15 protein-coding genes are annotated in these 19046 nt (G+C 63.0%); 11 read left to right on the top strand and 4 right to left on the bottom strand.

Annotation, left to right across the window (positions count from 1 at the left end):
- Positions 1–100: 100 nt before the first annotated feature.
- Together V7116_RS09695 and V7116_RS09690 are read right to left on the bottom strand one after the other, a co-directional pair.
- Complete coding sequence (locus tag V7116_RS09695) at positions 101–1036, bottom strand: cation diffusion facilitator family transporter (RefSeq protein ID WP_442891815.1); 936 nt, start codon at positions 1034–1036, stop codon at positions 101–103.
- A gap of 109 nt (positions 1037–1145) precedes the next feature.
- Entirely contained in the window at positions 1146–1559 is a 414-nt protein-coding gene (locus V7116_RS09690) for a GlcG/HbpS family heme-binding protein (protein WP_324391713.1), read from the bottom strand.
- Between the two features lie 164 nt (positions 1560–1723).
- Between V7116_RS09690 and V7116_RS09685 the strand changes: the two genes are divergently transcribed.
- Entirely contained in the window at positions 1724–2665 is a 942-nt protein-coding gene (locus tag V7116_RS09685; RefSeq protein WP_324391712.1) for a DMT family transporter, read from the top strand.
- 316 nt (positions 2666–2981) lie between these two features.
- On the opposite strand, the gene V7116_RS09680 is transcribed toward V7116_RS09685, so the two are convergent.
- Positions 2982–3923, bottom strand: a complete 942-nt coding sequence (locus V7116_RS09680) for an NAD(P)-dependent oxidoreductase (RefSeq protein WP_324391711.1) — start codon at positions 3921–3923, stop codon at positions 2982–2984.
- 116 nt (positions 3924–4039) lie between these two features.
- Here V7116_RS09680 and V7116_RS09675 point away from each other — a divergent pair, with 116 nt between their 5' ends.
- On the top strand, positions 4040–5056 hold the full coding sequence (locus V7116_RS09675; RefSeq protein WP_324391710.1) for an aldo/keto reductase: 1017 nt from the start codon (positions 4040–4042) through the stop codon (positions 5054–5056).
- 83 nt (positions 5057–5139) lie between these two features.
- On the opposite strand, the gene V7116_RS09670 is transcribed toward V7116_RS09675, so the two are convergent.
- Complete coding sequence (locus tag V7116_RS09670; RefSeq protein WP_324391709.1) at positions 5140–5793, bottom strand: class II aldolase/adducin family protein; 654 nt, start codon at positions 5791–5793, stop codon at positions 5140–5142.
- Between the two features lie 269 nt (positions 5794–6062).
- On the opposite strand from V7116_RS09670, the gene larA reads away from it, so the two are divergent.
- The 9 genes from larA (at position 6063) to V7116_RS09625 (ending at position 18905) form a co-directional block, all read left to right on the top strand.
- Positions 6063–7352: a nickel-dependent lactate racemase gene (gene larA, locus V7116_RS09665; protein WP_324391708.1), complete on the top strand. Its 1290-nt coding sequence runs from the start codon at positions 6063–6065 to the stop codon at positions 7350–7352.
- A gap of 131 nt (positions 7353–7483) precedes the next feature.
- Entirely contained in the window at positions 7484–8269 is a 786-nt protein-coding gene (locus V7116_RS09660; RefSeq protein ID WP_324391707.1) for a DeoR/GlpR family DNA-binding transcription regulator, read from the top strand.
- A 343-nt stretch (positions 8270–8612) separates the two neighbouring features.
- The gene (locus V7116_RS09655) at positions 8613–10052 is read left to right on the top strand and encodes a rhamnulokinase (RefSeq protein ID WP_324391706.1); all 1440 of its coding nucleotides are present in this window, start codon (positions 8613–8615) and stop codon (positions 10050–10052) included.
- Between the two features lie 170 nt (positions 10053–10222).
- Positions 10223–11776, top strand: coding sequence for a sugar ABC transporter ATP-binding protein (locus V7116_RS09650; protein ID WP_324391705.1), 1554 nt, complete (start codon positions 10223–10225; stop codon positions 11774–11776).
- Complete coding sequence (locus V7116_RS09645; RefSeq protein ID WP_324391704.1) at positions 11773–12786, top strand: ABC transporter permease; 1014 nt, start codon at positions 11773–11775, stop codon at positions 12784–12786. Before V7116_RS09650 ends, V7116_RS09645 begins: the two co-directional genes overlap by 4 nt.
- A 2-nt stretch (positions 12787–12788) precedes the next feature.
- A complete protein-coding gene (locus tag V7116_RS09640; RefSeq protein WP_324391703.1) occupies positions 12789–13781 on the top strand; it encodes an ABC transporter permease in 993 nt (330 codons plus the stop codon).
- 116 nt (positions 13782–13897) lie between these two features.
- Complete coding sequence (locus V7116_RS09635) at positions 13898–15046, top strand: autoinducer 2 ABC transporter substrate-binding protein (protein ID WP_324391702.1); 1149 nt, start codon at positions 13898–13900, stop codon at positions 15044–15046.
- A 231-nt stretch (positions 15047–15277) separates the two neighbouring features.
- Positions 15278–16477 (top strand): L-rhamnose isomerase, encoded by a 1200-nt coding sequence (gene rhaI / locus V7116_RS09630; protein ID WP_349258493.1) that lies wholly within the window; start codon positions 15278–15280, stop codon positions 16475–16477.
- 364 nt (positions 16478–16841) lie between these two features.
- Positions 16842–18905, top strand: a complete 2064-nt coding sequence (locus V7116_RS09625; RefSeq protein WP_324391700.1) for a bifunctional aldolase/short-chain dehydrogenase — start codon at positions 16842–16844, stop codon at positions 18903–18905.
- The last annotated feature ends 141 nt before the right edge of the window (positions 18906–19046 follow it).

Raw genomic sequence — 19046 nt, 5'->3', positions numbered from 1 at the left:
GCTCAAAGTCAAGCCAGTGACTGGCCTTGTGCTGCCCTATGGAGCGCGCCGGGTCGGGCTGTGCCGGTTTCGTTTGAGGGCCGCCCTGCGCCCGGCGAGTTTACGCGTTTTGCGCCGCAGCCCGATCCAGCTGTTCGTCCTGCCACGAGACGGGATCCCCAGCCGGTTCGACGTGCGTAAAAACCGTCGAGGTCGGGACGGCGGCGTGAATATCCTGCTCGATACGCTCCGCCAGCGCGTGCCCCTGGCGGACCGTCCACTGGTCTGGAACCAGCAGATGAAGCGAAATGAAGCTGCGCGATCCGGCGGAACGCGTCCGCACCGCGTGCCAGTCGATGCCTTCCTGCTGTTTGTACTGTTCCAGCACGGCCAGCACTTTCTGGTTTTCGTCTCCCGAAATGCTCGTGTCCATTAACCCCAACAGCGAGCGCCGCACCAGATTGACGCCGGTCCAGATGATGTTCAATGCGACGAGGAACGCGATCACGGGGTCCAGCCACGCCAGTTTCGTGATCGCTACGGCGGCGACGCCGATGATGACGCCTACCGAGGTCCAGACGTCCGTCATCAGGTGATGCGAGTCCGCTTCGAGGGTGATGGAGTTGTGCTGGCGGCTCGCGCGCAGCAAAACGCGCGCCACGAACAGGTTGATCAGCGAGGCTCCGAGCGAGATCACCACGCCGATTCCGGCCTGCTCGATATCTTGCAGGTTTAACAGGCGGTTGACACTGGTGACGATGATGCTGGCCGCCGCGACCAGGATCAACGCGCCCTCGAACCCGCTGGAGAAGAATTCGGCCTTGTTGTGCCCAAACTGGTGCTCCTCATCCGGCGGCCTGACCGCGACATTGAGCACGATCAGCGCCACGATGGCGGCCAGCAAGTTCACGGTCGATTCCAGGGCATCGGACAGCAAACCCATCGATCCCGTCAGCAGGTAAGCCCCGCCTTTAAGGCCAATGGTCACCACTGCCGCGCCGATCGAAAGCCAGGCATAACGCGTCAGAGATTGGGACATTCGAGCTTCTTCTTTCACTTCCCGGCAGGGGCCGGACCAGACGCATCACATTTTATCGCGATCGCGGTAACGCGATGGTTTTACTTCGATGGTGTTACTGCGATCGTGCCGGGCGAGTGCGAATGTGCTAGCCCAGATTCAACGCCGCGATGCCCAGGCGCGACAGGTCGATGTCTTCCTGCTCACTCAGCCCGCTGACGCCGACCGCGCCGACGATCTCCCCCTGGTAGTCGATCACCACGCCGCCGCCCCAGGCGGTGTAACGCGGATCGCCAAAGTTGGTCATGGGGAAGTGCTCGTCGCGCATGGCGTCGCCCACGGCTTTTGAGTCGCGCAGGTCGCGCGCGGCGGTGAACGCCTTGTTGATCGCCACGCTCACCGAGGACAGCTTGCAGCCGTCCGTGCGCAAAAAGGCTAGCAGCTCGCCGTGCTCGTCCGCGACGGCGATCGCCGCGCCCTTGCCCAGCCGCTCCAGTTCGGCGCGGATGGCATTCACGACGGTCATGGCATCCGCATGAGATAACACTGTTTGGGTATGCATAAAGTCTCCTGGGGGCTTCAATAACTTCGCTTGCACGCAAGTATACCCCCGGCTCTGGTTCCCACACATCCGCCCCGGCAGGCGTAAATTCGCGTTTCACCTGCCGCGCAGTACACTTGGGCGATTACGCTCCCCGCCCGGTTTAAGAAAGCGTGCACCCTGCCATGAGCACTTCCGTTTCCACCCCGGTCGCGCAGCCGCTTCCGGCCTCTTCGAACCGCCTGCTGATGGCGCGCCTCAAAGTGCTGGCGTCGGTCGTCATCTGGGGCACGTCATTCGTCGCCACCAAGATCATCGTGGGGCAGATTCACCCGCTGACGCTGATCACGCTGCGCACGTTGGGCGGCGCGCTGCTGCTGTTCCTGCTGATGCTGGTGCGCAAGCAGTGGACCGGGCCGGTTCACGGATCGCTGCTGCGCGAACTGGTGGTGCTGGCGTTTATCGGCGTGGCGGTGCATTTGTCGCTCCAGGCCATCAGCCTGCGCCTGACCAGCGCCACCAACACCAGCTGGATGGTGTCGCTCACGCCGCTGGGGATCTCGCTGCTGGCGTGGCGGGTGCTGGGCGAGACGTTTGGGCGGCTGCAAGCGCTCGGCTTCGTGATCGCGCTGGGCGGCGCGCTGCTGATCGTGATCAGCCAGGCGGGCGGGCTGGATATGCTGGGGCTGCCGAGCACCAACGGCGATCTACTGGCGCTGTCCACTACGGTCACATGGGCGATCTTTTCGGTGTACAGCAAGCGCACCCTGCGCCACTGCGCGCCCGCCATGCTGACGCTGTACGTCATGGCGTTGGGCGGCCTGATGACCGTGCCGATCTTCGTCGCGCGGCAGGCGTGGCAGGAGCTCAGCCAGCTTGACGCGGAAGGCTGGCTGGCGCTCGGCTTTACCCTGGTGTTCGTCTCCGGGTTGGCGTATCTGTTCTGGTATGACGGGTTGGCGGAGCTCGATGCGTCGAAGGTGGGGGTTTTCCTCTACGTCGAGCCGCTGGTGACGGTCGTCACCGCCGCCGTGATCCTGGGCGAGCCGATGCGCCCGCTGATGCTGATCGGCGGCGCGGCGATTCTGTCCGGCGTGTCGCTGGTCAATTCGCGGCGGCGGGCGTAAAGGCGGTTTTTAGTCGTTCGTTTTCAGTTGTGAGTCAAGAACAAGAAGCGTATTTTGACGCGAGCGCCGATCAACGGATGCCCACGGACTGCGGCGGACCCCAGCTTGCGTAGGGGCGATGCTTGCATCGCCCGTTGAGCGAAAGACCGGGTAGGGCAAACCCGACCCTACGGATCTGGGTTTTGCTCCCCTCTCCAACCTGGATTGGAGAGGGGCTGGAGGTGAGGTCCGACCAACGCCCGCCGCCCTCCGTTAATCCGCGAAAAACAGGGGCGTATCGCAATACGCCCCTACGAGTCGATCTTCGCAATAGCCTCTACTTCTCCGACCCCTTGAGCGCCGCGTAAATCGCGGAAAAATCGTCTTCGGCGTGGCCTTGCAGCGCAGCCAGCGCGAACAGATCGCGTGAGGCGCTGCCGGTGAAGGCCGGATGCCCGACCGTGCGCGCCAGATCGAGCAGGTAGTGCAGATCCTTGTAGATGTTCGAGACGGAAAAGTGCGGCGAGAAGTCCTCGTCGAGCAGCTTCTGGCGCTTGGCGTTGAGCACGCCGGAATTACCGCCGCCCGCCGCCAGCATCTCGATCACCTGCGCTTTGCCCAGGCCCGCCGCTTCGCCCAGCACGACCGCTTCGGCCAGGGTTGCCATGAACGTGCCCAGCACCATGTTGTTGACCAGTTTCATACGCGTGGCGAGGCCCGGTGCGCCGAGGAAAAACAGCTTTTGCCCCAGGTGTTCCAGGGTGGGCCGCGCCTGCTCGAAGGCGCTTTCGTCGCCGCTGACGAAGATCGTCAGTGCGCCCTTCGACGCGGGTACGACGCTGCCCGCCACCGGCGCTTCGAGGTACTGCCCGCCGCGCGCCGCGACCATCTCTGCGAAGCCCACCACCGGCTCGAAGTGATTTGTTGTCGTGTCCACGATGATCTTGCCCGTGCAGTCCGCGCTGAGCAGGCCGTTGTCGCCGGTGAGCACGTCTTCCACGGCGGCGCTGTCGCGCAGGTTGAGGAACACCAGATCCGCCCGCGCGAGCACCCCGGCGGGGCTGGACGCGACATCCGCGCTCAGGCCGTCCGCCTTTTCGAGCGTGCGGTTCCACACCACCAACTCGACATCCTGCTCGATCAACCGCTGCGCCATCGCCTTGCCCAGCGTGCCAAGTCCGATAAAACCTGTCTTCACATCTGCCTCCTTGCCTGCGGAACAACCGGAATGAGTCCATTGTAACAGCCGGAGCGTGGGCTGGCTCGTGAAGTTGCTCAAGGCATCGCGCGACCCTCTTGACTTCGAGCGCGCTCAAAGCGATATGCTGTCTGTTAAGGGTTCCGGGCGGCGCATCCAACGCGGTGAGCCGCCGCAAGCAAGCGGGAGTATGCACGATGAAAATGGTCGAACTGGGTAAAACGGGCGAACAGGTCAGCCAGGTCAGCCTCGGCTGCATGTTGATGGGCAGCACGATCGACGCGGCGACCTCGTACGCGATGCTGGACTGCTTCGTGGAAGACGGCGGCACGTTCCTCGACACGGCCAACTGTTACGCGTGGTGGGTCGGGAACGGCGAATTTATCGGGGACGAGAGCGAGACGCTGCTGGGCGAGTGGATGCAGGCGCGCGGCAGCCGCGATCGCCTGTTCCTTGCGACGAAAACGGGCGCGCGTCTGAAAGACCCGGCCCACATTCGCAACGCGCAGGGCGATATCCCCTGGGAGAAAGTGCCCGGCGAGTATCAGGGATTGGCGAAGGATACGATCAAGCGCAGCGTCGAGGACAGCTTGCGGCGGCTGCGCACCGATCACATCGACCTCTACTACGCGCACATCGACGACCGGAACACCGCGCTCGAAGAGACGCTGGACGCGTTGAATGATCTGGTGCAGGAGGGTAAGGTCCGCTACATCGGGTGCAGCAACTACCGCACGTGGCGGATGGAGCGGGCGCGGGCGATCAGCGCGGCGCATGGCTGGGTGCACTACGTCGCCGCGCAGCAGGAGTACTCGTACCTGCGGCCCAAGCCGGGCGTGGATTTCGGCGTCGGCGCGCATGTCGATGGCGAAATGCTCGACTACTTCCGCGCCAACGACGAGATCGCGCTGGTAGCCTATTCGCCGCTGCTGAAGGGTATCTACGACGACGCGGAGAAACGCGCGCGCTACTACAACTGGTCGCTGTACGACTCCGACGATTCGCGCGTGCGGCTGGATGTCCTGAGCAAGATGGCGGGCGAGTTGGGCGTGAGCAACAGCCAGCTTGTGCTGGCGTGGCTGCTGCACCACCAGCCCCAGGTGATCCCGATCTTCGGCATGAGCGGCATGGCGCAGTACGAGCACAACATGGGCGCGCTCAATATCACATTGAGCGACGCGCAGATGGCCGAGCTAAACGCGGCATCGGCCTAGCGCCGGGGCAGCACGTAAAACAGCAGGAGCGTCGCACAGCTTACCGTGCGGCGCTCCTGGTTTATACCTGGAAGATGGAGGCGTTAGCAGCCGTAGCGCTCGCGCAGCGCCTCGACCTGGGCCTCATTGAGATATTCGATGTGGCCCAACTGGTGCGCGACGAGGAAGATGCGCGCATTGAGTTCCAGCGTTTCCATGTTGAACAGGGCATCGCGCAGCGTGGGGCCATACGCCACCGCGCCATGGTTGCCCAGCAGCAGGCTGTTGTGGTCCTTGACGTAGGGCACGATGGAATTGGGCAGTTCTTCGCCGCCGGGGATCGCGTAGGGCACGACCGGGGCCACGCCCGCGCGCACCACGACTTCCGGCAGGAACGGCTGGTCGAGGCTGACGTTCGCCACGGCGAAGCCCGTCGCGGTCGGCGGGTGAGCGTGTACCACGGCGCGCACGTCTTCGCGCTCGCGGTAAACGGCCAGATGCATGCGCCGCTCGGACGATGCCTTGTGCACGCCGTTGTTCGAGATCAGGTTGCCGTCCAGATCGAGCTTGACGAGATCGTCAGGCGTCATGAAGCCCTTGCTGATGTTCGTCGGCGTCATCACGATTTCGTTTTCGTTGACGCGCACCGAAATATTGCCGTCGTTTGCGGCGACGAGGAAGAGGTCGTACAGGCGGCGGCCCACCTGGCAGATTTCTTCACGTGCAGCCTGCTCGTCCAAGACGGGGAAATTGCTCATCGTTTGCCCTCTGCTTTACCCTATATTCTATCCGGCACATTATACCGCGCCGGGCTGACCACTCATTGAATTCACACAGCGACCTCGCCGGGCTTGCAGCGCACAGGCGAGGTAAAGTCGATCATTTTCTTTTGTTTTGGTTCTATATCAGAATATAATGAAACAAAACGAAAGTCAATACGAAGTCGCTTTCGGGAAGTTCTGTGCAGTACAATCACCCTTAAGAACGGTGAATCATCAGGTCGCTGGCTGGGGCCAGGAGAAATACAATGCAGATCAAGCTCGCTTATGGCAAACAGGGCCTGCCGCTGTCGCTGCCCGACGACGCCAACGTGACCGTGCTCGAACCGGCATTCGTGCCGGGCCTGCCCGACGAGGCCGCCGCGCTGCGGGAGGCGCTGCGCGCGCCGCTGAATGGCGCGCCGCTCCATGAGCGTGTCGGGGCCGGGGACACGGTGGCGATCGTGTTCAGCGACATCACGCGCCCGACGCCCAACCACCTGCTGATTCCCGCGCTTCTGGCCGAGCTGGATCACGTCCCGCCAGAGCAGATAGTGCTGGTCAATGCGCTGGGCACGCATCGCCCCAACACCGACGACGAGCTGCGCCGCATGTTGGGCGACGCGGTTGTGGATCGCTGCCGGATCGAGCAGAGCGACGCGTTCGACGCCTCGACGCAGGTGCACCTGGGCACCACGTCGTTCGGGCACGAGTTATGGGTCAACCGCGCCTATATGGACGCGGACGTCAAGATCCTGACCGGGTTCATCGAACCGCATTTCTTCGCGGGTTTTTCGGGCGGCGGCAAATCGGTGATGCCCGGCATCGCGGGACAGGCGACCGTGCTCGGCAATCACGACGCGGGCATGATCGGCAGCCCCAACGCGACGTGGGGCGTCACCTGGGGCAACCCGATCTGGGAAGAAGCGCGCGAATGCGCCCTGCGCACGGAGCCGGATTTTGTGCTCAACGTGACGCTCAACCGCGACAAGCACATCACCGGGATCTTCGCCGGGGATCTCGACACGGCGCATCAGGCGGGCATCGACTTCGTGCGGCGCACGGCGATGGTCCCCATCCGCGAGCCGTTCGACGTGGTGATCACGACCAATTCCGGCTACCCGCTGGACCTGAACCTCTATCAAGCCGTGAAAGGCATGAGCGCGGCGGCGCAGGCCGTGCGGCAGGGCGGCGCGATCGTCATCGCCTCCGAGTGTTGGGATGGCATCCCCGATCACGGGCTGTACGGCCAGCTTTTGCACGACGCGACCAGCCCCGATCACCTGCTGGCGAACATCCTCTCGTGGGAGACGCCGCGCCAGGATCAGTGGCAGGCGCAGATTCAAGCGAAGGTGCAGCAGAAGGCGCGCGTGTTCGTCTATTCCGATTACCTGAGCGACGAACAGCTTCGCGGTGCGCTGCTGGAGCCATGCCGCGACATCGCCGCTACGGTCGAGGCCCTGCGCGCCGAATATGGCCGCGATGCGCGCATCGCCGTCATGCCGGAAGGCCCGCAAACCGTGCCCTATCGCGTGCCGGAAGCGGCGTCCGCCGGATGAAAGCGGCTCCTGCGTGCGGGCCGGGAAAACCGATCCTGTTGACAACGCCCCCCGGATCGACTATACAATGACAGCAGAAAATATTTCTTTTTATTTCGGTTGTTTTCACTTGTGGCCGAAGGCACAAAGCGATGTCTGAGCCTCTATTCGTGGAAGAACGACGCCGCGCCATTCTTGAGCGGCTCAACCAGCGCGGGCGGGTGGCAGTCAAAGAACTCAGCGACGAGATGCAGGTTAGCGCCGTGACCATCCGCCAGGATCTGCGGGCGCTGGAACAGGCGGGCCGTCTGGAGCGCACCTACGGCGGCGCGGTGATCCGCACCGTTGGCGCGCCCGTGCAGGAGCTGTCGTTCAACGTCCGGCTGATCAAAAGCCGCCACCAGAAGGAAGCCATCGCGCTGGCGGCGGTCGCGCTGGTGCAGGAAGGCTACAGCATCGCGCTCGACAGCAGCACGACCTCCTACGCGATGGTCCCGTACTTGAAGCGGCTCGAAAAACTCACCGTGGTCACCAACAGTCTGATCGTGGCGCAGGCGTTTCTGGACAGCCCGCACATTCAAGTGCTGCTGCCCGGCGGGCGGGTGCGGCGTGACTCGATCTCCCTGGTCGGGGAGCCGGATACGCTGCCCAAGATCAACCTGAACATCGGGTTTTTTGGCGCGCGCGGGCTGGACCTTGCGGTGGGAGCCACGGAAGTGGACGGCGACGAGGCGATATTGAAGCAGGCGACGATGGCCCGCTGCTTGAAAACGATCCTGCTGGTGGATGCCAGCAAGTGGGGGCAGGTCGCGCCCTATACCATGCTGCCCCCGCAGGAGATTTCGACCGTGATCACGTCGAGCGGCGCGCCGGGGGATATGGTCTCGGCGCTGGAAATGCTGGGCGCGAAGGTCACCGTCGTGCCCGACGAAACCTAGCGCTTGTGCATCCGTTCGCAATATTGACAGGGCTTTCGAGCTGGTATATCCTGAAAGCTATAGAAAGCAAACGAAAGCATATCTCTTATAGTCCTGAGTGAGTTGCCCGAGAGTTCCGGTTGTGTGGCGGCGTTGGCCGGTGAATTCCACAGTGAGGGCAAGCTTGCGCTAGATTACCAAAGACAGACAGGCGCTTTGTAGCGATACAGGCAACCCGACTGTCTTTATTTTTTTCAAGGGTATGTAACGTTTCACAGTTCACCCGACAGGATCTCGTAAGAGTTCCAGGGGGTTGGTTTTGGCCGGTCACTTAATATTTTGACCGCGAGAAAACGAGTTGTTTATGGCTGACAAACGTGTTATTGCGGTGGATCTCGGCGCGGAGTCGGGGCGCGTGATGGTCGTGCGGTTCGACGGCCAATGCCTCGACCAGACGGAGATACACCGGTTCCCCAATACCTCCGCTACCATCCAGGGCACGATCTACTGGGACGTTCTGCGCCTGTGGAACGAGATCACGCAGGGCATCGAGGCCGCCAAAGACGGCGCGGCGTCGGTCGGCGTCGATACGTGGGGGGTGGACTTCGCCTTCCTGGATCGCCAGGGCAAGCTGCTGGCGAACCCCGTGCACTACCGCGACAGCCGCACCGACGGCATGCTGGACTGGGTGTTCGAGCGTGTGCCGCGCCGGACCGTGTTCGAGCGCACCGGCATTCAGTTCATGGCGCTCAACACGCTCTACCAGCTTGCCAGCCTGGCCGCGTCGAACAGCCCGCTGTTGGAGATGGCCGACACGTATCTCACCTTCCCCGACCTGCTGCATTACTGGCTGAGCGGCAGCAAAGCCTGCGAGTTCACGCACGTCACCACGTCGCAGATCTACAACCCGCGCGCGGGCAACTGGGACTTCGAGACGCTGCGCGAGATCGGCGTGCCGACTGGTATGTTCCCCGAGATCGTGCCGCCCGGCACGCGGCGCGGCGAGTATCAGGGCATCCCGGTTATCTCGCCCGCCTCGCACGACACGGCCAGCGCCGTGGTCGCTGTGCCCACCACGACCGCCAATTACGCCTACCTCAGCAGCGGGACGTGGAGCCTGCTGGGCCTTGAACTCGATCACCCGGTGATTGACGACGCCAGTTATGCCGCCAACGTCACCAACGAGGGCGGCGTGAACGGCACGTACCGCTTCCTGAAGAACGTGGTCGGGCTGTGGCTGGTGCAGCAGTCCCGCGCGATGTGGCGCAGCGAAGGCACCGAGTACAGTTACGACGATCTGACGCGTATCGCCGTGGACGCGGAACCGTTCCGCAGCTTCATCGATCCCGACGACATGCTGTTCAACCTGCCCGGCGACATGCCGGGGCGCATCCGCGAGTTCTGCCGCACGACGGGCCAGCCCATACCGGAGACACACGGCCAGATCGTGCGCACCGTGTACGAAAGCCTCGCGCTGAAATACCGGTATGCGCTGGATAACTTGCTGCGGCTGTCGGGCAAGACGGTGGACCGGCTGCACATCATCGGCGGCGGCGCGCGCAACGCACTGCTGTGCCAGATGACCGCCGATTCCATCGGGCGCGACGTGATCGCCGGGCCGTACGAGGCAACCGCGCTGGGCAACGGCATCATGCAGCTCATCGCGCTGGGCGAGATCGGCAGTGTGGCCGAGGCGCGCGCCATTCTGAGCCGGTCCGTCGAGCCGGTGCACTACACGCCCAAACATACGGACGCGTGGAACGAGGCGTTCGAACGCTTCCGTGCTTACGTCACGACGGATTAGCTGATTTGCGGTAGGGTTGTGAAACGTGTTAGGCTGACTGTTCCGATGTGCTGACCGGCAGGCGCTGCTGTATAACCAGTGAAGGGTGACACCGTCGCCTGCCGGTTATTGACCGTTTTTCAATAATGCGTTTCTCAACCAACTAGTTTTCAGTCGATAAAGAGTACTCTATGCCACCCATTCTTGAGCTTGAACACATCAGCAAGCGCTTTCCGGGCGTGCAGGCGCTCAGCGACGTCGGGTTCGACGTGCTGCAGGGCGAGGTGCACGCGCTGGTAGGCGAAAACGGCGCGGGTAAATCCACGCTGATTAAGGTGATCTCCGGGGTGCACAAGCCCGATACGGGCGAGATGCGGCTCAACGGCGAGCCGGTCGAGTTCGACAACCCCCGGCAGGCGCAGCACGCCGGGATCGCCACCATCTACCAGGAATTGGGCCTCTATCCCGATCTCTCCGTGGCCGAAAACATCTTTATGGGGCACACCCCGCGCAACAGCCTGGGCATGGTTGATTGGCCCAGAATGCGCGAGCAGTCCCGCGAGATCCTCGCCTCGCTCGAAATCTTCAACCTGGACGTGTCGCGCAAGGTCGGCACGCTGACGGTGGGCAACCGCCAGCGCGTCGAGATCGCTAAGGCGCTGTCGCAGAACGCGCGCATCCTGATCATGGACGAGCCGACCGCCGCGCTGACCGAGGCGGATGTCGAGCAGTTGTTCAAGATTGTGCGGTTGCTGCAAGAGCGCGGCGTGTCGATCATCTACATCAGCCACCGCATGCAGGAAATTTTCACTCTGGCCGACCGGGTGACGGTCCTGCGCGACGGGCATTACATCGGCACGAAGCAGGTGAGCGACACGAACGAATCCGACCTGATCAACATGATGGTCGGGCGTACGGTCGATAACCTGTTCCCCAAGCTGGAAACCGAGATCGGCGAGCCGGTGCTCGAAGTGCGCGACCTGTGGCGCAAGCCGTTCACGCTGGGCGTGGACCTGACGCTGCGGGCGGGCGAGATCGTCGGGCTGGCCGGGCTGATCGGCTCCGGACGCAGCGAGCTGGCGCAGGTGATCTTCGGCATCACGCCCGCCAAAGGCGGCGAGATCCTGGTGGACGGTAAAAAGGTGACGGTCCGCCACCCCGGCGACGCAATGCGGCTGGGCATCGCCTACGTGCCCGAAGATCGCGGCACGCAGGGGCTGATCAAGCAGATGACCGTGCGCGACAACATTTCGTTGGCGATCCTGCGCTCGCTGACGCAGGGACCGTTCATCAACCGCACCGAGGAGCGCAGCCTGGCGCGGCGCATGATCGACCAGCTCAACATCCGCGCGTACAGCCCGTCCCAGGTGGTCGAAAAACTGTCCGGCGGCAACCAGCAGAAGGTCGTGGTCAGCAAGTGGCTGGCGAGCAAGCCGCGCGTGCTGATCATGGACGAGCCGACGCGCGGCATCGACGTGGGCGCGAAGGCCGAAATCCACCGCCTGATGAGCGAGCTGGCCCAGCAGGGCATGGCCGTGCTGATGATTTCCAGCGAAATGCCGGAGATTTTGGGCATGAGCGACCGCATTATCGTCATGCGCGAAGGTCACGTCGTCGCGGAGTTCAGCCGCGAGGAAGCGACGCAGGAGAGGGTAGCGACCGCGATGATGAGCGCGACGAACGGCGGCGCGACCATCGTACCTCCGATCCCGGCGATCGAGCAGCAAGAAGGCATAACGAAATGACCGCGACGACCAAACGCATCGAATCCCCGGCGGCAGGCCTGACCGAGCGGGTGCGCAGCTCCTTGAGCGTGATCGGCAGCCAGGAGTTCATTCTGGCGGCGCTGATCGTCGTGCTCAGCCTGCTTATTTACAGCTATAACCCGCGCTTTGGGGCCGAGCGCAATCTGCTCAATATCCTCTCGAACAGCGCTTATATCGCCGTAGCGGCCATCGGCATGACGCTGGTGATCATTACCGGCAACATCGACATCTCCATCGCCGCGCTGATCGGCGTGCTGGGCACCATCTCCGGCCAGCTTGCCGTGCACGGCTACCCGGTCTGGATCGCGTGGCTGGCCCCGGTCGTCGTCGGCATCCTGATCGAAGGCGTGATCGGCTACTTCGTCGCGTTCCTGCGTATTCCGGCCATCGTCGTGACGTTGGGCATGGCGAGCATTCTGCGCGGCGGCCTGATCCTGGCGACCGGCGGCGCGTGGATTTACGACCTGCCGCAGGACTTCTTCCTGTCGCAAAAGCAGCCGCTTGGCATCCCCATGCCGATCTACTTCATGGTGGCGCTGGTGATCCTGGCCGCGCTGTGGATGCGCTACAGCCCGGCGGGCCGCGCGATTTACGCCATCGGCGGCAACAAGGAAGCGGCGCGGCTGTCCGGCCTGTCCGAACAGCGCGTGCTGATGATGGTCTTCCTGATCAATGGCCTGATGGTCGGTGTCGCGTCCGTGCTGTATACCACGCAGTTCACGACCATCCAGTCGAGCGTGCCGTCCGGCCTGGAGCTGACCGTCATCACGGCGGCAGTCGTCGGCGGGGTCAGCATCCTGGGCGGCAGCGGAACCGTCATCGGCGCGCTGATGGGCGCGATCCTCATCCGTACCATCAACTCCGGCATGATCTTTGTAAATGTGTCGGCCTACTGGCTTCAGGCTGTGCAGGGCATCATGATTTTGCTGACCGTCCTGGTCGATATCGTGCGCCGCCGCCGCCAGATGGCCGCCATCGGGAGACAATAGTTATGGGTATGCGTGAAGCAGAGCAGGAACGCCCAACGCTGGCGCTTCAACTGCGCGATTTCGCCCTCCGGCAGGAAGGCGTGCTGGTCGCCATTATGATTGTGTCGGTCATCGTGCTTTCGATCACGTCCAATAACTTCCTCACGACGGATAACCTGCTCAATCAGGCCCGCCTGCTGACCGAAGTTGGACTGATCGCGCTGCCCATGACGTACATCATCATCACCGGGGGTATCGACCTGTCGGTGGGGTCCATTTTGGGCTTCAGCGCGGTGATGCTTGGCTGGCTGTGGCAGGAACAGGGCTGGCCGCTGGAAGTGGCGGTCGTGGCGTGCATCGCCATCGGCACGCTGTCGGGCCTGCTCAACGGCCTGTTCATCGTCTACGTCAAAGTGCCACCGATCATCATGACGCTGGCGACGCTCGCGCTCTATCGCGGGCTGGCCTACGGCATCAGCCAAGCGAGGTCGGCGCGCGGCTACCCGGACTGGTTCTTCCGCTTTGGCGCGGGCGACTTTTTGGGCCTGCCGACGCAGATCTGGTTTTTGATCGTCGGCGCGATCTTTTCCGGCATCTTGCTGGCGCGCACCCCGTTCGGGCGCGGCCTGTACGCCATTGGCAACAACGTCACCGGCGCGCGTTTCGCGGGCATCCCGGTCGATCGCTACCTGTTGTTCATTTACACCTTTGCCGGGTTTATGTCCGGGCTGGCGGCGTTCATCTTCACCTCGCGCGTCAGCACCACCCGCGCCGACTCTGGCACGGGCCTGGAACTGGACGTGATCGCGGCGGTGGTGCTGGGCGGCACGAGCATCATGGGTGGCACGGGCACCATCACGGGCACGATGCTCGGTCTGGTGCTGATCCAGCTTTTGAAAAACGGACTTTCCCTCAGCGGGGTCAAGGGCGACGCGACGATCGTTGTGATCGGCGTCGTGCTGATCTTCGCTATTTTGGCGAACAATTTCATTCAGAAGCGTTTGCAGCGGGCGTAGGGTGCAGCATTTATCAAAGGAGGTGATGTCGAACCGCAAAATCGCTGCACTTGCGTGACCTAAGAATCTTATCAGCAAGTCGAAACTAACGAGATTACATCAAGGAGAGAATGCGCATGTTGAAGAGAACGCTTATCGCCCTGATTGTGCTTACCCTGGTGGCAGGCCCTCTGGCGTTCGCGGCTCCCGCTAAAGCTCAAGATGATCTCCCCACCAATCCGTTGGCATGCCCCGGCGAAGACGAGATGGCTGCCGATGCCACCATGGACGCGGAAGCGACCGCGATAGCAGAAGAAGCGATGACCTACGACGGCGGCCAGCCGGTTGACGCGCCCGACAAGGCCGGGCAAGCCATCCGCGTGCTGGACCTGCCGAAGCTGATCGGTATCGCCTACTTTGCGGCGACGACCAAAGGCATGAACGAAGCGGCTGATGAGCTGGGCAACGTGGAAGTCATCACCGACGCCCCGACCGAAGCGAACGTGGACGACCAGATCACGTTCATCGAGAACTACGTCACCCAGGGCATCGACGGCATCATGTTTGCCTCGAACGACCCCGTGGCGATCTCGCCCGCGCTGCGCCGTGCGCTGGAAGCCGGTGTGCACGTGGTCGGCTTCGACGCGAACTCCGAGCCGGATGCGCGTGAGTGGTTCGTGAATCAGGCGACCTTCAACGGGATGGCGAAGGCCCTCGTCGATTCGATGGTGGAAGAAGTCGGTGCGGATGGCAGCGTGGCGATCATCACCAGCTCGCTGACGGCCCCCAACCAGAACCGTTGGATCTCCGAGATGCTCGCCTACAGCGAGAAGTGCTATCCGGACCTCAACTACCTCGAGACCGTGCCGTCTGAAGAAGACCAGCAGTTGGCCTTCCAGCGCGCGCAGGAACTCGTCAACAAGTACGGCAGCGACCTGGACGGCATCTTCGCTATGTCCAGTGTGGCCGCTCCTGGTGGCGCTGACGCGCTGAGCCAGATGGGCGTCTGCGAAGACACCGTTGTGATCGGCATCTCCACGCCGAACCAGATGCGCCCGTTCGTGAAGAACGGCTGCGCGCCGAAGGTCGTACTGTGGAATCCCGTTGACCTCGGCTACGCGACGGTCTACGTGATGCGCGCCGTGGTCGATGGCACGCTGCTGCCGGGCGCGACCGAAGTTGAAGCCGGGCGTCTGGGCACGCTGCCCGTAGTCAACGGCAGCGAAATCCTGCTTGGCCCGCCCACCGTCTTCACGACCGATAACATCGACGACTTCGATTTCTAGTCGTCCAGGTATGGTGCGGCCCCTTCTGTCGAGTTCGGCGGGAGGGGCCGCCGCCCTGTGGGGGGGTCGTTACTTATTCCTTCTTTGAGCGCGTATGATGGTTTGTTTTTATTTTTGCCTGCGTGGTCATTCAAAGTCGCCACTCAAATAAACTTACGGGATCGCTGCGTTATACGTGCGTTTATGGCTTCTACAGGCCGTATCAGAAATTGAGGAAACAAGATGGTTGACATGCTCAAGTACTACGAGGCGCTCGCCGATCAGATCGCCGCGCGGGGCATCGATCTGGGCGCGGTGAAACAGAAGCTGCACGATCAGAAGATCGAACTGCCGTCCTGGAGCTTTGGCAACGCGGGCACGCGCTTCCAGGTCTTTTCGTGGCCGGGGGCGGCGCGCGACATTCATGAGCGCGTGGCGGACGCCGCGTTCGTCAACAACCTGACCGGCGTCGCGCCGTCGATTGCGATCCACATTCCGTGGGACAAGACCGAAGACTACAGCGCGCTCAAGCAGGAAGCCGAAACCCAGGGCATCAGCATCGGTGCGGTGAACCCCAACTGGTTCCAGGAGCCGCAGTACAAGCTCGGCTCGCTGTGCAGCCCCGACGCGGGCGCGCGGGAAGAAGCCATCGCGCACGGCGTGGAGTGCATCGAAGTCATGAAGGCCGTGGACGGCTCACTGCTCAGCGTGTGGCTGGCCGACGGCACGAACTACGCCGGGCAGGACGACATGCGCTCGCGCAAGCACCGCCTGGAGCATGGGCTGGCCGAGCTGTACAAGGAGATCCCCGACGGCAAGCGGATGCTGGTCGAGTACAAGTTCTTCGAACCGGCCTTCTACAGCACCGACCTGCCCGACTGGGGCACGTCGTACGCCATGTGCCTCAAGCTGGGTCCGAAGGCGGAAGTGCTGGTCGATACTGGCCATCACGCGCAGGGCACCAACATCGCGCAGATCGTGATGTTCCTGTTGGACGAAGGCCGCCTGGGCGGGTTCCACTTCAATTCGCGCAAGTACGCCGACGACGACCTGATCGTGGGCACGGTCAACCCGCTCGAACTGTTCGAGATCTTCTACGAGTTGGTGCGCGGCGAAGACAAGGCCGCCAACGTGGCCTACATGCTCGACCAGAACTACAACATCGAGGCCAAGATCGAAGGCGCGATCATTAGCGTGATCAACTGCCAGACCGCCTATGCCAAGGCGCTGCTGGTCAACCGCGCCAAGCTGGCCGAAGCGCAGGCGGCGGGTGACGTGCTCGGCGCGCACCGCCTGATGATGGAAGCCTACGAGACGGACGTGCGCCCGCTGCTGGCGAAGATCCGCGAGGAGAAGGGCATCGACCCCGACCCGCTCGCGGCGCTGAAGGCCAGCGGCTACGAAAAGAAGATCGCGGACGCGCGCGGCTCGTCGGGCAGCGGCTGGGCCTAAACCGCGCGATTAGTGATTCGCGGTGAGCCGTTAGCAAAGCAAAAGCGGGACTGCACCGCCAGCGATGCGTTTTCACGCTTAAGTTTGGGACCGTAAAGGGCGGGTTGCAAACCCGCCCCTACAAACCCTCCGGATATTTGTTTGTCTCCCCTCTCCAACTTGATTGGAGAGGGGCCGGGGGTGAGGTCTCTGCGGTGGCCGGATGAACTCGTTGATCCGCGTCCGCCCCGCTTGTCGCGCTTCCCTCCGCGCGCGTGAGGGAAGCGGCCAGGGAATGGGGGATGGCCCACCTGCTGTCACTCATCTTGTGAACACATGGAACCAACAACTCCCTAAAACTAAACCTTTGCTACAGGAGAATGTGATGCCTCAAAATTTGTGGAACGCGCAGGAAGCCGCCGCACTCCCCGACCTCGACGGCCTTGTGTACCGCTCCAATTTACTGGGCCGCGACCGGGCGGTGGTCAACATCTACGGCGGCAACACCTCCTCCAAGCTGATGCTGCCCGATCACATGAGCCGCGAAACGGAAGTGCTCGCCGTCAAGGCCAGCGGATCGGACGTGCTGACCATCGTTGCAAGGCAGTTCGCGCTGCTGCGCATGGCCGATATCTATCCCCTGTTCGACCGCGAAGCGATGACCGACGAGGAAATGATCGACTACCTCAGCTTTACGGCCTTCGAGCCGGGCCGCCCGCGCCAGAGCATCGAGACGCTGCTGCATGCGTTCGTGCCGCACAAGCATGTCGATCACACCCATCCCGACGCGGTGATCAGCCTCGCCTGCGCGCCGGACGGCGAAGCCGTTGCCCGCGATCTGTGGGGCGACCGCATGGCGTGGGTGCCGTACATCCGGCCCGGCTTCACGCTGAGCAAGTGGATCGGCGGCAAGGTCCGCGACAATCCGAACATCGAGTGCGTGGTGATGGGCAAACACGGCCTCGTCACCTGGGGCGAAGAGTCCAAGAGCACCTACGATCACACCATCGCGGTCATTCAGGAAGCTGAGGACTACATCAAGGACAAGGCCAACGGCAAGCGCGTCTTCGGCGCGGTGAAGGTCGCCCCGCTGGACGCCGAACAGCGCCGCGAGATTGCGATTCAGATCATGCCGGTCATTCGCGGCGCGGTCAGCGACCGCCGCAGCGCGATCCTGGCCTTTGACGACGATCCGAAAGTGCTCGATTACGTCAGCTACGAGCGCACGCCCGAAGTGTCGCAGGTCGGCGCGGCGTGCCCCGACCACCTCGTGCACGTCAAGCCGCGCCCGCTGTTCGTGCAGTGGGATCCGTCCGAGGGCGTAGACGCGCTGATCGCCTCACTGCCGGATCAGATCGAGCAGTACAAGCAGGGTTACGCGGAATACTTCGAGGCGAACAAAAGTGACGGCGACGTCGTCAACGACCCGTCGCCGCGCGTGATCCTCGTGCCCGGCGTGGGCATGATCAACACCGGCAGCGACGCGCAGAACGCCGATGTCAGCCGCCAGCTCTATCACCGCGCGGTGGACGTGATTGCGGGCAGCGAGGCCGTGGGTGGCTTCAACAGTCTGACGCCCTCCGAAGCGTTTGCGATCGAGTACTGGCCGCTGGAGCTGTACAAGCTGCGCCTGAAGCCGCCGCCCCGCGAGCTGGCGGGCAAGGTCGTGCTGATCACCGGCGCGGCGAGCGGGATCGGGCGCGCAACGGCCCTGCGGCTGGCGAAGGAAGACGCGCACGTCATCATTACCGATATCAACGCCGAGGCCGGGCGGCAGGTCGCGGACGAGATCAGCAAGAGGCACGGCCACAAGCGCGGCCTGTTCCTGCCGATGAACGTCACCGACGAAGCCGCCGTGGTGGAAGCATTCCGGCAGGCGGTGCTGGCGTACGGCGGCGTGGACGTGGTGATCAACAACGCGGGCATCGCGGGCGGCGCGCCGATCACCGAGACGTCGCTGGCCGACTGGAACCGCAACCAGAGCATTCTCGCCACCGGCTACTTCCTCGTCGCGCGCGAAGCGTTCCGCGTGCTCAAGGCCCAGGGGCGCGGCGGATCGCTGGTCTTCGTCGCCAGCAAAAACAGCATCGTCGCAGGCAAGGGCGCCAGCGCCTACAGCGCCGCGAAAGCCGCCGAGATCCATCTGGCGCGCTGCCTCGCGGAAGAGGGCGGCGAGCACGGTATCCGCGTCAACAGCGTGCTGCCCGACGCGGTGATCCAGGGCAGCAGCATCTGGGACAGCGAATGGAAGGAAGCCCGCGCGAAGAACTACGGCATCGGTGTGGATGAGCTTCAGGACTTCTATGCCAAGCGCAACACGCTAAAGGTCGCCGTGCTGCCGGACGACATCGCGGAGGCGATCCTGTTCTTCGCCGGGCCGCGCAGCGCCAAAACCACGGGCGGCATGATCACCGTGGACGGTGGCCAGCCCGCCGCGTACGTGCGGTAACGTCCGCCGGTTTTATGATATGGTAGGGGCGGGTTTACAACCCGCCCGTTTTTTTGTCCTCTCCCCATTTCCGTCCGCGCCCTACCAACGGCCCATTTCCCGATTATCCCCTTCGTGACTATCATGAACGTGTGATTATCT

It is taken from the genome of Aggregatilinea sp., assembly GCF_036822615.1.
Classification (GTDB): domain Bacteria; phylum Chloroflexota; class Anaerolineae; order Aggregatilineales; family Aggregatilineaceae; genus Aggregatilinea.
This window is presented reverse-complemented; position numbering and strand designations above follow the sequence as displayed.